The organism is Pseudoalteromonas sp. XMcav1-K, assembly GCF_044005875.1.
Taxonomy (GTDB): Bacteria; Pseudomonadota; Gammaproteobacteria; order Enterobacterales; family Alteromonadaceae; genus Pseudoalteromonas; species Pseudoalteromonas spongiae.
In genome coordinates, this window is the sequence record NZ_JBIPJE010000024.1 from 127,982 (window position 1) to 143,315 (window position 15,334).

11 protein-coding genes and 1 pseudogene are annotated in these 15,334 nt (G+C 40.1%); 7 read left to right on the top strand and 5 right to left on the bottom strand.

Features of this window, described 5'->3' with window-relative positions:
- Positions 1 to 183 precede the first annotated feature (183 nt).
- Positions 184 to 807 carry a peroxiredoxin-like family protein gene (locus tag ACHSBP_RS02825; protein WP_395388115.1) on the bottom strand — a complete coding sequence of 208 codons (624 nt, stop codon included), beginning with the start codon at positions 805 to 807 and terminating at the stop codon, positions 184 to 186.
- A gap of 117 nt (positions 808 to 924) precedes the next feature.
- Positions 925 to 1,968 carry an alkene reductase gene (locus tag ACHSBP_RS02830; protein ID WP_395388116.1) on the bottom strand — a complete coding sequence of 348 codons (1,044 nt, stop codon included), beginning with the start codon at positions 1,966 to 1,968 and terminating at the stop codon, positions 925 to 927.
- A gap of 126 nt (positions 1,969 to 2,094) precedes the next feature.
- Between ACHSBP_RS02830 and ACHSBP_RS02835 the strand changes: the two genes are divergently transcribed.
- Positions 2,095 to 2,676: a TetR/AcrR family transcriptional regulator gene (locus ACHSBP_RS02835; RefSeq protein ID WP_395388117.1), complete on the top strand. Its 582-nt coding sequence runs from the start codon at positions 2,095 to 2,097 to the stop codon at positions 2,674 to 2,676.
- 295 nt (positions 2,677 to 2,971) lie between these two features.
- Here ACHSBP_RS02835 and ACHSBP_RS02840 read toward each other — a convergent pair whose 3' ends face one another.
- Positions 2,972 to 3,184, bottom strand: a complete 213-nt coding sequence (locus ACHSBP_RS02840; protein ID WP_010559282.1) for a cold-shock protein — start codon at positions 3,182 to 3,184, stop codon at positions 2,972 to 2,974.
- Positions 3,185 to 3,635: 451 nt separating this feature from the next.
- Between ACHSBP_RS02840 and kynA the strand changes: the two genes are divergently transcribed.
- From kynA to ACHSBP_RS02855, 3 genes are all read left to right on the top strand, one after another.
- Complete coding sequence (gene kynA, locus ACHSBP_RS02845) at positions 3,636 to 4,481, top strand: tryptophan 2,3-dioxygenase (RefSeq protein ID WP_010559281.1); 846 nt, start codon at positions 3,636 to 3,638, stop codon at positions 4,479 to 4,481.
- Positions 4,482 to 4,495: 14 nt separating this feature from the next.
- Positions 4,496 to 5,677, top strand: a complete 1,182-nt coding sequence (locus tag ACHSBP_RS02850; protein ID WP_010559280.1) for a kynureninase — start codon at positions 4,496 to 4,498, stop codon at positions 5,675 to 5,677.
- A gap of 409 nt (positions 5,678 to 6,086) precedes the next feature.
- Positions 6,087 to 7,571 carry a DUF3360 family protein gene (locus tag ACHSBP_RS02855; RefSeq protein WP_010559279.1) on the top strand — a complete coding sequence of 495 codons (1,485 nt, stop codon included), beginning with the start codon at positions 6,087 to 6,089 and terminating at the stop codon, positions 7,569 to 7,571.
- 9 nt (positions 7,572 to 7,580) lie between these two features.
- On the opposite strand, the gene ACHSBP_RS02860 is transcribed toward ACHSBP_RS02855, so the two are convergent.
- Together ACHSBP_RS02860 and ACHSBP_RS02865 are read right to left on the bottom strand one after the other, a co-directional pair.
- The gene (locus ACHSBP_RS02860; RefSeq protein WP_395388120.1) at positions 7,581 to 8,582 is read right to left on the bottom strand and encodes a helix-turn-helix domain-containing protein; all 1,002 of its coding nucleotides are present in this window, start codon (positions 8,580 to 8,582) and stop codon (positions 7,581 to 7,583) included.
- A gap of 10 nt (positions 8,583 to 8,592) precedes the next feature.
- The gene (locus ACHSBP_RS02865; RefSeq protein ID WP_158523464.1) at positions 8,593 to 9,408 is read right to left on the bottom strand and encodes a diguanylate cyclase domain-containing protein; all 816 of its coding nucleotides are present in this window, start codon (positions 9,406 to 9,408) and stop codon (positions 8,593 to 8,595) included.
- 403 nt (positions 9,409 to 9,811) lie between these two features.
- Here ACHSBP_RS02865 and ACHSBP_RS02870 point away from each other — a divergent pair, with 403 nt between their 5' ends.
- The 3 genes and pseudogenes from ACHSBP_RS02870 to ACHSBP_RS02880 form a co-directional block, all read left to right on the top strand.
- Complete coding sequence (locus tag ACHSBP_RS02870; RefSeq protein WP_395388118.1) at positions 9,812 to 12,601, top strand: TonB-dependent receptor; 2,790 nt, start codon at positions 9,812 to 9,814, stop codon at positions 12,599 to 12,601.
- Positions 12,602 to 12,638: 37 nt separating this feature from the next.
- Positions 12,639 to 13,904: a metallophosphoesterase gene (locus ACHSBP_RS02875; protein WP_010559275.1), complete on the top strand. Its 1,266-nt coding sequence runs from the start codon at positions 12,639 to 12,641 to the stop codon at positions 13,902 to 13,904.
- Between the two features lie 778 nt (positions 13,905 to 14,682).
- A pseudogene (locus tag ACHSBP_RS02880) lies at positions 14,683 to 15,334 on the top strand (hypothetical protein); the annotation flags it as partial.

Genomic DNA, 15,334 nt, shown 5'->3' on the forward strand with positions numbered 1-15,334 from the left:
CAAATTACACCATAAAAGTAATGTTTACTTACTCAGATGTTTGGTGTTTTTAATAAGCTTACGATTGATAAGCACAATTGCATTTTAACCTAATAACTTATTAAGTACTAAATCTGAGTATTTAGCTAATTAAAATTGCTTAACGTGAATTCAGCTTAGTCACGCTATTTAAAGGCTGGTTGCTTACTTATAAACTTCAGCCACTTTAAGTAAAACATCCTCATGTAACCTAACTTTAAAATTAGGGTTTACGTAATTAAACTGCACTAATCCTTTTTCATCAATTACGTAAATAGCGGGTACAGGTAATACTAATCGAGGTTCACCGGCTTTGTTACGCTTTAGCGGGTTGGTTAAATTAAGGCGTTTAACATAGCGTTGAGTTGTTTTGGCGTCAGTAAAAAATGCAATACCAAAGGCTTTGCTGATCTCGCTGTTGTAGTCAGACAATAAATCGTATTGCAGTGACATTGTTTCGACGCTTTTGCTTAGATCTTTCGGTGCATCAGTGGAAATGCCAATTAGTTTAAAGCCAAGTTGCTTTAGTTTTGGCTCAATCTTTTTAAGTTGCCCCATTTGGGTATTACAAAACGGGCACCAGCCTCCACGATAGAAAAATAAAATCGCTTTATCGCCATTTAGATACTCTTTTAGTGATGTGGTTTTACCGTTTATTTGAGTAACGTCAACGTCAGGGATAACCTGTCCGTTCAATAAAGGGGTAACCTCATCACTCGACTCAGCAATTGGCTTTGCGCTTAGTAAAAATGGAGCAATAAGCACAAGGCAAAGTAAAAAACGTTTCATATTTGGGGTCCTAGTTATTACGTTACTTACTTGACCCGACAAGTACTTATTTAATTTCATACGCTTTTAAAAAGATAAAAAAAGGCGCTAGGTTAGCCCCTTTTTTAGTGAGATAAATTAAACTAGTTCCTGTAACATCTCTTCGTTATATGGCGTAAGTTCTTCACCATTTTTTATGCGTTCAACGTAATTTGGGTTGGCAATAAATGGACGACCGATGGCAAGCAAGTCAAAACGCCCCTGATTAATTGCCAACTCACCCGATTGCGCACTAAAACCACCGTTACCCACTAATGTATGCGGGTAATTTCCGCGCACGTAGTCAGATACGCGACCACCTAGGTACTCGAAGCGTTGCTCATCGTCAAAAATACCAATGTGTAAATAAGCAAGTTCGCGCTCTGAAAGTGCATCGAGCAAATAGTCAAATACTGCGCGATCTTCTGCATGAGGTTCAAGATTGAAATAAGCTCCTGGTGAAATACGAAGCGCTGTACGTTTAGCGCCAATTCGCTCGGAAATAGCGTCTACCACAAGCAGAGCAAAGCGTGACATGTTTTCTGGCGAGCCACCAAATTCATCAGTACGATGATTGCTGTTGTAATGCAAAAATTGGTCGATTAAATAACCATTTGCACCGTGAATTTCAACACCATCGAAACCGGCATCTATGGCATTGCTTGCCGCTTGGGCATAGTCTTTTACTAATTGCTCAATTTGCGCAACGGTAACAGGGGTCGGCTCAATATATTCAAGTTCACGCATCCGTGGCACAGTACCTTCAACTTTTAACGCACTTGGCGCTAATACACTGTTGCCATTAAAAAAGTGAGGGTGAGCAACACGACCTGTGTGCCAAAGTTGTGCAAAAATTTTGCCGCCGTTGTTATGTACTGCCTTTGTAACGCGTTGCCAACCTTGAATTTGTTCCGCGGTGAATAATCCCGGTGTATTTGGATAACCTTGGCCGTCGGCACGAATAATAGTCGCTTCTGAAATAATCAGGCCCGACTGTGCGCGCTTTGCGTAATATGTTGCCATTTGCTCTGTAGGTACGAGGTTTTCATCAGCCATACAGCGTGTTAATGGCGCCATTAAAATGCGGTTTTGTAATGTGATTTCAGCGTTTAACGCAACTTCATCAAAAAGTGATTTAGCCATGTGTTTATGTCTCGTTAATTTGAATGCTTATTCAAGTTAGCTTTATTTGAATGTTCATTCAAGTGCTTTTTTGAACAAATATTCAAATTAAGTTATATTGGCAAACTATTGATTAAGAGGTCCGCTATGAGAAGTGCTGAATTTGATCGCGAAACGGTTTTGCGATCTGCGATGAATGCGTTTATGCATAAGGGATACAATAAAACCAGCATGCAAGATCTAAAGGCCGCAACGGGCTTGCATCCAGGTTCAATTTATTACGCTTTTGAAAATAAAAAAGGGTTACTGCTTGCAGCAATTGGTCAGTACAACCAAGACAGCACTGCATTTTTTAACGCCTTCTTTGAAAAAGCGCCATCGCCATTAGCAGGTTTAAGTGCGTATCTTAACCATATTGTTGAGCAATGTTTAAGTTGCGAACCTGAAGCGTCGTGTTTATTACAAAAAGCACTTAATGAATTGGCGGAACAAGATTCTGACGTGCAAACGCTGGTTACAGAGCAACTTCATCGTTGGCAAGCAGGATTAGAAGCAATCATTGAAAAAGGCATTCTTGCCGGTGAAATTGTTGGCCAGCGTGATGCAAAGTGCAGGGCACGTTCGTTGGTGATGAGTATTTATGGCTTGCGTACGTATGGTTACACACACCCAGAGCCAGATGAGTTAAAAGCATTAGCAAAACAGGTGATTAACGATATTTCTGTTTAGTTATTTGCGTTCAATAATAGGCTTTTATAGCGAAATTAAACTAGCTAGCAATTAATAAACAAGCGCTTAATTACTGCGGCGATGAACCCGATTGAAAGGTGTTTGTTAAACTTAATGTTTAAATGCGTACGTGAGGCTTTTTATAAACAAGCAGAGCTTTGCTAAAGCAACTAATTTAATGTGTTTAGGTATAACGGCTAGTACGAATTGGATAGGCGGGATTCTGCTAAGTGAATATAAAAAACAGGCAAAAAAAAAGCGAGTTAATAACTCGCTTTTTTCTTGTAGTGACTAATTAAAGTACTACAACGTTCGCAGCTTGAAGACCTTTTTGACCGTCTTCAACTTCGAAAGAAACCGCTTGACCTTCAGCAAGAGTTTTGAAACCTTCTGACTGGATTGCACGGAAATGTACGAATACGTCTTTGCCGCCGTCGTTTTGTGAAATAAAGCCAAAACCTTTTGACTCGTCAAACCATTTTACAACGCCTTCTACTTTGTTAGACATGTTTTTAACCTTTTTTAAAAGTGTATATTTTGGTGATTATCACCGTCGGGCTTAATTTATATTTCAGCTAATATCGCATCTAGCATCTGGTACAACTTTTAAAAAGGAGTAACGAAGGAACAACGCAGTAATAGGGATTGATCTATGTTTTAAGCGCTTTGAATATTAGTCCTTTAAGGGGGTTTTGTCTAGCAAAATTGGCATTTAATAGGTCGGATTAGTTAATAAAGGCGCGATTTTGCTGCGCTTTACACAGGTGTTAAGCAAAAAGTACACATTTTAATAGCGCGGTATTAGGCAAACACTGACATATTTTATTCAACATGTTTTAATTACGTGCGTCTCTAAGATATGCTTTTGGGTTATATATCATCGCATATGTTAGGCGTAATCAAACACATGTATAAAATAGCGCCGTATAACGCATAATAATAATTTTTGGAGCTTAGCTATGTCGTGCCCACATCATAACTTTCGTGAACTAGAAAAAGACATTCACACCGACTTTAAAGACGACATGTCGTATGGTGATTACCTTCAGTTGTCACAAATCCTTACCGCGCAAAAGCCACTATCAAATCAGCATGATGAAATGCTGTTTATTGTGATTCACCAATCGAGTGAACTTTGGTTAAAGCTGGCAGGGCATGAACTAAGTGCCGCAATAGACAATTTAAATAATGGTGATTTTGGCCATGCGTTTAAAGTTATTTCTCGCGTAAAACAAATTTTTAATCAGTTAACTCAATCGTGGAATATTTTATCAACATTAACACCGGTTGATTATTTAAAGTTTCGCGATGCCCTTGGTCACTCGTCAGGTTTCCAATCGTATGGTTACCGCAAGCTTGAGTTTTTACTTGGCAACAAAAATCACAGCTTATTAAAAGTACATGAGAGTGATGAGCAAGTGCACACAGAATTATCTACTATTCTCAATGCGCCGAGCTTATACGATGTCACTTTATCCATTCTTGCCAAACAAGGGCTAGAAATTGATGAAAGCCATTTACAGCGTGATAAAAGTCAACCGTATGAAAAAAATGAGTCAGTACTAAATGCATGGCTCGAAGTATATAAAGACGCTGACAAGTATTTTGAGCTTTACGAACTTGCTGAAAAGCTAGTTGATATTGAAGACAGCTTTCAACAATGGCGCTTTAAACATATGTACACAGTACAGCGTATAATCGGGAACAAGTCGGGTACAGGTGGATCATCAGGCGTGGCGTTTTTGAAAAAAGCGTTGGATATTAGCTTTTTCCCTGAGTTATTTGAACTTAGAACCAAACTGTAACAGGAGTAAAAACGATGACAACTGCACACCAGTTACAAGGGTTTTATTCTGAGTTTGATGTGACCAATCGTATTCTTTTGTCTGGCCATTCGCATCAAGCGTGGCCTAATGCAGCAAAACAAGGGTTACTTGATTGTTTTAACGATGCGGCAAAGCATATCGACGATAAATGGGGCGCAGCGTTTGAAAAGGCCGATAAAGTGCGTGACTTTTATCGTACGTTACTCGGAGAATCACACGGTGAAATTGCGCTAGGCCAATCCACCCATGAATTGATTTTACGTTTTTTATCTGACTTAAGCTGTTTTAAGCATAAAAAACAAACACCGATAAAAATCGTCACCACTAATGGTGAATTTCATTCAATGCGTCGCCAGTTAGATCGTCTAAAGGACGTCAATATTGACGTCAAGGTGATTGATACTCAACCACAAGACACCTTGGCAGAGCGTTTAATCAACGCACTAGATAAAGACACAGATGCCGTGTTAGTTTCTGCAGTGTTTTTTGCATCCAGTCGTATTTTCCACCAAGTTGGCGATGTTACGGTTGCTGCACACGCGTTAAACATACCGTGTTTAGTGGATGTGTATCACGCGCTTAATGTCATTCCATTTAGTTTAGCGAGCTGGCAACTTGAAACTGCGTTTATTGTTGGTGGTGGTTATAAGTATTGCCAAGCCGGTGAAGGGAACTGCTTTATGCGCATTCCAAAAGGGTATAATGGTAGTCCAATTATTACCGGTTGGTTTGCTGAATTTGAAAGCCTTGATCAAGCCCCTGGAAAAGTCGGGTATGGCAAAGGGCAAGGTGCATTTGCCGGTTCAACATATGATCCAACAAGTCATTACCGCGCTGCGGCTGTATTTGATTTTTTTAATGCGCAAGAATTAAGTGCAGAACGACTTGCTGACATTAATAAACAGCAAATAACACGCCTTTGGCAAGGCATTGAAAGTATGGCGTTAACCGCAGGCGTACTGACTTTGCCAGAGCATGGCATTGATAATAATGCAGGATTTTTGTCATTGACGACACCTGAGGCTGCTACTTGGGTGAAAAAGCTAGCGGAGCAGGGAATTCAGACTGATAGCCGTGGAAACCAATTACGTCTAGGGCCAGCACCTTATGTAACAGATGAACAGCTTGATAATGCACTTGATGTAATAGCAAATATCGCAAAAACAATTGTATAAACATGTGCTTTTAAGCAGTATTGCCGTCTTTTTTATGTAAAGGCGGTAATGCACAACATTTAGATTTGTGAGGTTGAATTACGTTTATATCATGTCTCTAAATCCTGACGCTTCAATTAGTAACGTATCGGCTCAGGTAAAACTCTAAACCCCCTTCTGACACGTTAGACCTAAACCCCTTATTAGACTAATAGCTATAGGCTAATGTTGTTACGCTAATTTAAATTAAAAATATACTAAGTGATTGATTTCAATATACTAAATACAAATCCCGATAATAACTGATTAAATTTAAAGCGAAAAAAGGACGTTTTTCAAATAGCTACTCGACTTATGGCTAACTTTCATTACGCAACGACTCCGCTATGGTGTTTTCATAATAAAAATCTCATCTGTAGTAGGAGATGCAATGACAACACCAACAGACACCAATTGCGATACGCATAGTGCAAGTTATGAATCGCTTCACAAACCAAGCTCTGAATTCAACACACGCGACGAATATTTAGAGCATGAATTACAAATTATGCAGCCCAAACGCTGGCGCCCTAATTTACCGTTTCGTGATTATCGTTTTGAATTAGAAGATACCATTCCAGCAATGGCCGGCACCATAGGCAAAGTGGTTATGGTAGGGGCAATTGCAGCGACGTTTGCTGGCCCATTAGGGTTAAGCGATAGCTTTATACTTGAAAACGTGCGCTACGAGTTATTACTGGTCTCACTATTTATTTTACTGTTTTCTGGTTTTTTATTACCTACTGCTAACCTTGCAGGTACCCATGGGCCGCTTATTCCGCTTATTCCAATTGTCGTCGCTGCTGGCGGTCACCCAATGGCGTTTGGTTTGTTAATTGGCGCATTTGGTTTGCTGCTTGCGATTAGTAAGGGCGGTAGTGTGCTGGCGGGATTGACCAGTCGGGGCGTATGTGGGGGCTTGTTGCTTTATCTTGGTTTTATCGGCACAACGTCTCAGGTTAAAAAGCTATTTGCCTGGGCTGAAAGCATAAATATGGCGCATATAGCGTTTGTTATTATTTTTACCACGATTTTACTTTATGCGTTACTTGAACATTTTAAGAAGCGCTGGCTTGCTGTGCCACTAAGTTGTTTACTTGGTGGTGGCCTTGCCTTTGTGTTAGGCGCGCCGTTTGAATTTAAAACAGGTCCAGGTTTACCAAATATGGACCCTATGTATTGGTGGGGTGAAAGCACTGGTTGGATGTTAGGCTTACCCACCTTAGAGAGCTTTATTGTAGTGCTACCGTTTGCTGTGCTTGCAGTGGCTATGTGGTCTCCTGATTTCTTAGGTCACCAAGTGTTTCAAAAAATTAGCTACCCAGAGCGCACTGAAAAAGTACAAATGAACATTGATGACACTATGTTAAGTGCGTCGGCACGCCAAACATTCGGTTCAATTATGGGCGGTGCAAACTTTACGTCGTCTTGGGGCACATACATTGTACCTGCGGCTATCGCTAAGCGTCCCATTCCAGCAGGTGCCGTGTTAACCGCGCTATTTTGTATTATTGCTGGTATTTGGGGCTACCCAATGGATCTTGCTATATGGCAACCTGTGCTGTGTGTTGCACTTATTGTGGGTGTGTTTATTCCATTACTAGAAGCAGGCATGGAAATGACTCGCGAAGGTAAAACCACACAATCAGCAGCAATTGTCGTGTTCTCATCTGCGTTGGTAAACCCTGCATTTGGTTGGTCTTTAACTATGTTATTGGATAACTTAGGTCTGATTGGCTGTAAAGAGCGCTCTAAAGAATTAACGTCAATGAACCGCTGGATTATTCCACTTATCATGTTTGTTGTGCTTACGGGTGTAATGGCATTGGTCGGGTTGTTACCGGGTCTTCCAGCAATTATGCCTAGCTTTCGATAATTAAAAGGCTTATTTCGCCAAACGTAACTGGTTTGGCGTTTTTCCCGTTAAACGCTTTAACAGGCGACGGAAATTGGTTAAATCATTGATTGCCAGTTTTTCGGAGATGGTTTGATTTGATGCAGACGTTTGCATTAAGTGAAACAAGGTCACGTTTTTAAGTACCTGATCTTTCTCGTACTTAAAGCTGGTATTGTGAGCCTGTAATTTGCGTTTTAATGTTGCCGGACTCATTGATAAATGGGCTGCGGCAGTTTCTAACGTTGTATTTGGTTTACAGGCAATGTGGCGCGCCAGCACGGTAAGTAGGCTGTTTAATTTTTGTTTTTTAGTCAGCTTATAAAATGCTTGGCGCCTTAAAATAGTGCTGCTGTCTTTAGCCGGTACATTCGACTGTTCGCTCTTTATTGATATCAACAGCAATGGCTTATCAAATATCACAGGGTGTTTTATAAATGTGTGGTAATACTCAAGGTGTTTAGGCGCTTTAAACGGCAATTGTATAGTGATATCAATTTCTGGAAAACGCCAATCAATAAAGTGGCACACAATACTTATTAACGTTTCATAAAAGAAACGTTCAACGCGCTCGGTGCAATGTTTAATTCCCACATCAATAACAAAATGCCGCTGTTGTTCGCTGTTAAATTCGCTAAATTTACATACCGGAAAAAACTCACTACTAAAGCACCTGAGCAGCTTGAATACGTGCGTTAGATTGCGCGCATTTACAATTGCGGTTTTTATCTCAGAATTGTAATGATTAAAAAACTGTTGACCAATTTGAAAGCTAAAATCGTTATGCGGCAGTAAATTCAAACTATTGTGACAACAGACTGCTAGCTGATCAAAACTAATGTTTATGTCGCTTTTTAACAGGTCGTAATAAGCCAACTTGCTGCCGTTTAGCACTTTACTGGTATCCACACCTTGCTGCTGACAAAGTTCAAGCAAAGGCAATAACAAAAGTGCACTTGGAATTACGTTATCGCTGCATTCAAAATAGGTCACGTTTGCCAAACTATGCCACCTGCTTTTGTAGCGTTAAGGTGTGGTTTAATCGCATCAGCAAAGAGGTCACATCATCGCCACGCGTTACCTCAATACTTGACTGATGAATTGCGTTAAAAAGGGTTTTATTGTCAAAGTACAAGACATGTTGCTTAACCATATTCGCAACGTGGGTGTTAATTACTTGGGCTTGATGCTGTTTAGTATTTGGCATCAGTACAATAAAGCGGTCTCCAGCGTAACGGCAGGCTAAATCGCTATCGCGAATGTTTACTTGAATTAAGCTGGCAATATCATGTAATAGTTTATTGGCAGATAATTTACCTTGTTCGCGCAAATAAAGGTTAAACGATTTTATGTCGAACACACTTATGCAAAATGGTGTGTTATGGGTATTGAAATGAACAAGCTCGGCGGCAATTTGTTTTTTCATATAACTAGCTGAGTACAGCCCCGAAATCATATCGTAAAAACTGTGTTCTCGATAAAAACGCTCGCTTTTAATTAAACGGTTATTAATTATTTGCTGTTCTTTATGCCAGTAGTAAAGGGCGAAACTCATCATCACGAGGCCAAGTACTGCGGGAATTGCCTCAAGCCGAGAAAACCACGCATACTCATTTTTGTAGCGAAAAAATTCATCGAGCAGGTCAAGTAACATGGAAAAATGCACCATGCTGATGCCAATGAATAACAGCGTGGTTAACTTTCCTTTCGGGCGGGTGTAAAGCGTAACAATTAACCAGCATAAGGTAATTACAGCAATACCGCCCTCACCAATAACATCGAGCCATTTAATACTGGCAACGGGTTTTGCGTTACTCATGTGAATAAACGAACTGGCCAAAAGTAGTAAGCAGGTGAAAAAGGCAAAAACTAAATGTTTGTGCAGCGTAAGGTTTGTGATTTTCATAATGATTGAACAGGTTTTTTGATCATTTTCTTGGGTTTTAAGCTATATGAGTAGGGTTAGATTAGCTCATAAAAGGTATCAATTTTATGACAATCATTGAGCCATTACAGGGATAAAGGCGTTTTAGGTTGGTGCGAGGGGGTTAATTTAGCTCATAACACAGTAAACCAAGTGATTTTTAAGCCATATCAGTACTTAGTTGATTGTACTGCAATATTTTTTTCATATCTCCCAAGTAGGGTAGCGCTGTCTCAGCAACGAGCGCTAGACAACAGAATCTCTCGGCATATGCCTTAACCCCTGAAAGAGAATAATAATGGAAAGTAATAAACCGTCAGTTTTTAAGCGTACGCAACTTACTCTTGCTGTACTTGCTAGTTGTTTATCCTGCCAAGTAGCAGCGAATACCGTTTCTGGTCGCGTTAGCGATGCTAATCAAAAAGTGTATTTCGAAGGTGCTAAAGTCGAAATTCAAGAACTCAATAAAAGTGTTGTGACCGCGCGTGATGGTTCGTATTCGTTCACTAACCTGCCTGCGGGTGACTACACGTTAGTCATCTCTTACCTTGGTGCTTTGCCTAAAACAATCAGCGTAACAATTAACGAAAGTGGCATTGTAGAGAAAAATGTGCGCTTGTCGTCGGCTCAAACAACAATCGAAGACATGATAGTTGTTGGCACTAGAGCGGGACAAGCCGGTGCTATTAATCGTCAAAAAAACGCATTAAGCATAAAGTCCATTGTGAGTAGTGACTCTATCGGCCAATTGCCTGATCAAAACGCTGCAGAAGCACTGCAGCGTTTACCTGGTATGTTTATTCAACGCGACCAAGGTGAAGGGCGCTTTGTTGGTATACGTGGTATTGACCCGAATCTAAACAACGTAACGATTAATGGTGCAAACGTACCGTCGCCAGAAGCTGGCGTGCGAAGCGTTGCGATGGATGTGATCCCAAGCGAATTAGTGCAAAGTTTAGAAGTTAGCAAAACTGTGACGCCCGATATGGACGCAAGCGCAGTAGGTGGTTCGATTGATGTTAAAAGCTTAAGTGCATTTGACCGAGAAGGGCAAAGCTACAGTGCCACGGTGCAAGGTTCATACAATGAGCAAGTAAGCGAGAGCAGCCCAAAAATATCAGCAAGTTTTACTGATGTATATGAATTAGATAACGGCAATGAACTCGGTGTTGCAACTGCGATAAGTTGGTTTGAACGCAAGTTTGGCTCACACAATTCAGAAGTTGATGGTGGCTGGAATGAGATGGAAGTTGAAGGCCAATCAAGTGGTGACGACATAAACTTTTTCGGCGCTGAAGAGATTGAACAACGTCATTATCTAGTAACCCGTGAACGCTTAGGTGCTGCACTTAACTTAGATTATAAAACAACGGGCAACTCTGAATATTATTTGCGTACTTTGTGGAGTGAATTTGCTGATGATGAATTCCGTTTACGCAATGAATATAAGTTTGATAAAGGTACTGTGCTTGAAGATAGCATCAGCGACAACTCTGCGACATTTGTTGACGCAGAAATGGACCGCGATACAAAAGACCGCTATGAGACACAGCAAATTCTGTCTATGGTGTTAGGCGGTAAAAATCACCTAAACGATTGGTTTGTTGAATACGATTTAGGGTATTCCAAATCAAATGAAAAAGAACCCGATCGCATTGATGCGGACTTTGCCGGCGAAGGCTTCATTTTAGGTTATAACACGACGAATGATGCACCTGATTTAGCTCATTCACCCAACGCCCATGATTTATCAAACTTTGAGCTTGATGAAATTGTAAGTGAAAATAATGTGTCGGAAGATGAAGCGCTAAGCGTGAAGTTTGATATCAGTAAAGATTTTGTCTGGCAAAACAACAATGCTGAGTTGAAATTTGGTGCAAAATACCAAACGCGGGAAAAATTTAACGACGTAAACGTGGTTGTTTTTGATGGCGGCTTTAACGATGCGTTAGCGAGTCAATTTGCAGTGGGCGCACCCGATTACGATTTGGGCTCATTTGGACCAGGATTATCGCGCAGCGATATTGCACAATTTGTTAACGCTAATAAATCAAACTTTGATGTAAACGCTATTGATTCAAAAATTGATAGCTTTGGACAAAGCTATACCAGTGATGAAGACATTTTAGCGGCATATGGCATGATCACAATGGATATCAACGCATGGCATATTGTTGCAGGTGTTCGTTATGAAGACACGTCATTTTCAACCGCAGGTAACCGTGTTGAATTAGTTGCTGATGACATTAATGACAGTGAATTTGTTGAAATTTCACCGTGGCAAGTAGATAAAGATTACAGCCACTTTTTACCTAGTTTAAATGTTAAATATGACGTAAACGAAAAGCTTATTACACGTTTTGCCTACACCAATACCATTGCTCGCCCAACATTTGGCGACAGCGCTGCGTATCAATTAATTGAAACCGAAATTGTTGATGAAGATGGCGAAACAATCACTGAGCGTAAGGCTGAGGTGGGTAATCCGGATCTAGACCCGTACGAGTCACTTAACCTTGATACATCAATTGAATATTACCCAGGCAATATTGGTGTAATGTCGGCGGGTTTATTCTACAAAGATATTGATAACTTTATTGTAATGGCCGAAGTGCAAGACAATGGTTCTTGGAATGGTTTTGCTGAAGTAATGCAGCCAATTAATGGTGGCAGCGCCTCACTCACAGGTGTTGAATTAGCGTGGACCAAGAACTTTAAAAATGGCTTGATGTTTTCAGCCAATGGTACCTTTGTTGATGCTGATGATAAGTTACCAAATCAATCTGATACTGTTGCTAATCTCATGTTTGGCTATGAAACAGCTAAAATTAGTGCACGTTTGAGCGCCAGTTACAAAAGCGAAGCGTATCAATATGAGCTTGGAGATAAAGGGGTTTACGAACAAGCCCATACTCAACTTGATTTAAGTACTAAATACTATATCAACCAACAAACCCAAGTGTACTTTAACGCCGTGAACATTACTGACGAGCCATATTACTTGTCGCATGGTAATGAGCGTTACAGCCTACAATATGAAACATACGGACGTTCGTTCGAACTCGGATTTACTTTTACATCTTTCTAAATGAGGTGCCGCTAGCCAATCGCTAGCGGCGATTTGTATGAAAAAAATAACCATTTTAACAAGTTTATTATTAGCAGCGAGCGCATTGCCTGCACTTTCCAACGAGCGAATCTCGTTTTTAGCATTTGGCGATGGCGGCTACCACCCAGATTATCCAAAACAAAAACATTTAACAAAGCCAAAAACTAAAGCTGAATTTATTGCCGCTGAAAAAAAAGATTGGCTAGAAGAGCACCGCCCAATCGAAGAGTTTGGCCACGCGCCAATTTATGTTTACCCGGGCACCGAGATTGCCACTGAGGATACAGGAGCCGCAAGTGTTGGCAAGGCAATGGCAACGCTTTGCCAAAACGTTGCATGTCAGTTTGGTATTCAGCTGGGTGATAATATTTACCCTGATGGCGCCGATGCAAATGATGGAAAAGACGACCAGAAACGCATGAACGACCTTATTTTATCGCCGCTAAAGCCTTTGTTTGAGCAACAACCTGAGTTAGTTGTGTACTCTGCATTGGGTAACCATGACTGGAAAACATCGCGTAAAGGGGTTGCACTTCAAACAGCTTGGATGGCAAAACAGCCTAATTTCCACATGGATAAACAAGGGTATTACCGTTTTAAACAAGGCTCACCCGGAAATGATGTGGAATTTTTTGTGTTAGACACCAATATGCTGTTATCAGGTCAGCATTACTATGAAATCCCACTAGCAACAGATGGTAGCGAGCAGGGTTTAGCAACGGCTCTTGCTAAAGGGCAAGCAGAAGTCGAGGACATTGAAAAACACGAAGTACCGCTTGATGGTGAAGATCATAAACAGCTTGCGTGGCTGGCTAAAGGCTTAAAAACCTCAAAAGCAAAATGGAAAATTGTCTATGGTCACCATATTTTATGGTCAATTGGCGGCACAAAATACGATGAAGGCCATGTATTAAGGCGCTTAATTTTGCCTGAACTATGCCAATACGCAGATGCCTATATTGCAGGGCATGAACATGATTTAGAGTTATTAACGGATGATTGTTCGCGTGTTTCATCTGATAAAAAACCACCATTACCGCTTATAATTAGTGGCGCTGCGTCTAAAATGCGCGGTGTGCATCGCGGACTTGCAAATTATCAAGAGCGTCAATATCAAGAATACGATCTCATTTGGAATAAGGCTTTCACTTGGGGATTTGCCCATATTGAACTCGATAACCAGCAAGATGAGTTAAACGTTAACTTTTATACGACACCAACAAATAAAAGTGGTGAGCTAGTAAAAGAGAAAAGCTTTAGTTTTAAACACCGCAGTAAATAACGTGATTTTTACTAATTGCTGTTAAAACATTCTTTTTAAACTTAAGTTTTTAATTTAGCTCATATCAGATTTAACATTTTGGATATGGGCTTTATTTTGACCGACAGGTAGTTCTGAATGAGGAGTAGTTGCTGATATAATTTTGCTCAAACCACAAGTAATAGAGTGTTATGTAGGTAACCCGTTTTTAAACTTAGTGGGTGTACAAATTAGTCCCTGAATTTTAAGTCTCACACCATCTATGATGCGCTCTGTTCATGTTTGTTACACGACAAAAATGAACCCAAACGTACCCCTAAATCAAACAATTTTTCATCTATTACTTAAATGTGAATACAAACGCTATGATGCATCGCTTCGCAGCTTGAGCAAGTGAAATCATGGGTGACTGATGTAACCAAACTTCGTGGATGAATTTTAAGGCATAACGGTTTGGTCAAAATGCACTTTTCATAGTTTGAGCACGACGAGGAAATAACCTTTGGATTTAATTATGTATCCGGCTGTAATGAGCGAATAACGGTCATTGATAAAATTAGTTTCAACATGCAAAATGCTCGACCTATCACCATGTTTTTCTCAAAGAATAAGTAAAAATGGAACCTAAACTTTGGTATCTCAGGGAGCGAGTAATTAATGGCAAAATTTTCATTTCATAAAGAACAATTCAAAACTAATGATCCGGTGTGGAAAGCAGAACGCGAAGCCTTATTTGAAAAGCTCTTACCCATAATTGGCAGTAGTAAAACAAAAAAATGCCACCTTAAAAAGGTACTTTTTGAAAGGTGAATGGACATTATATAGTGAGTATGATTTAGGTTTTAGTGAAAAGTTTTTATTGTTACCAGAGCCAAGTGTTCATTATTACTTTCAAGTGCTTAAAGAAATCCCTTGGGAAGAAGGAAAATTAGGGTTTAGAACAGGAGTATTAAACTTACTTTTGCAAGGGAAGTTACTCAATGAATTATCCTTTGAGCAATCATTAATTGAAGAACTTTACGCTACTTCTGTTGATGGACTGAAAGAATACTCAGAAGAATCAATAGAAATCGATGGACTTGTTCATAATCGCTTTCCATTTCATGTTGACCAATATCAAATGAGTGGTTTTTTTATGGGGTATATTTACGATTCGTTTGATTGGCTTACCCAAAAGCAGAATCAGAGTAATGTAGGTTTAGTCTACTTTATGCCCCATTGGTTTTCAGCATTATCGTATCTAAAATGGAAAGGGTTCACTAAAGGGGGAATGCGAAAATGTATTTTAGAGCTGTTCACTGTCATTCAACATTATATTCCTGAGCATAAAAGTAACCCTGCGGCAGCGCAAAAACAGTTATTTGTTGATGAGTTTAAACGCTGCGTTTTAGAGCATGGGCTCGTTAAACCAGAATTGATTGAAATCTGGCAAGAAGCAAGCGAAAACACCG

Coding starts and splice junctions, on each gene's coding strand:
- ACHSBP_RS02875 (WP_010559275.1), top strand. CDS start 12,639: ATGAAAAAAATAACCATTTTAACAAGTTTATTATTAGCAGCGAGCGCA.
- ACHSBP_RS02825 (WP_395388115.1), bottom strand. CDS start 807: ATGAAACGTTTTTTACTTTGCCTTGTGCTTATTGCTCCATTTTTACTA.
- ACHSBP_RS02865 (WP_158523464.1), bottom strand. CDS start 9,408: ATGAGTAACGCAAAACCCGTTGCCAGTATTAAATGGCTCGATGTTATT.
- ACHSBP_RS02870 (WP_395388118.1), top strand. CDS start 9,812: ATGGAAAGTAATAAACCGTCAGTTTTTAAGCGTACGCAACTTACTCTT.
- ACHSBP_RS02855 (WP_010559279.1), top strand. CDS start 6,087: ATGACAACACCAACAGACACCAATTGCGATACGCATAGTGCAAGTTAT.
- ACHSBP_RS02840 (WP_010559282.1), bottom strand. CDS start 3,184: ATGTCTAACAAAGTAGAAGGCGTTGTAAAATGGTTTGACGAGTCAAAA.
- ACHSBP_RS02850 (WP_010559280.1), top strand. CDS start 4,496: ATGACAACTGCACACCAGTTACAAGGGTTTTATTCTGAGTTTGATGTG.
- ACHSBP_RS02835 (WP_395388117.1), top strand. CDS start 2,095: ATGAGAAGTGCTGAATTTGATCGCGAAACGGTTTTGCGATCTGCGATG.
- ACHSBP_RS02830 (WP_395388116.1), bottom strand. CDS start 1,968: ATGGCTAAATCACTTTTTGATGAAGTTGCGTTAAACGCTGAAATCACA.
- kynA (WP_010559281.1), top strand. CDS start 3,636: ATGTCGTGCCCACATCATAACTTTCGTGAACTAGAAAAAGACATTCAC.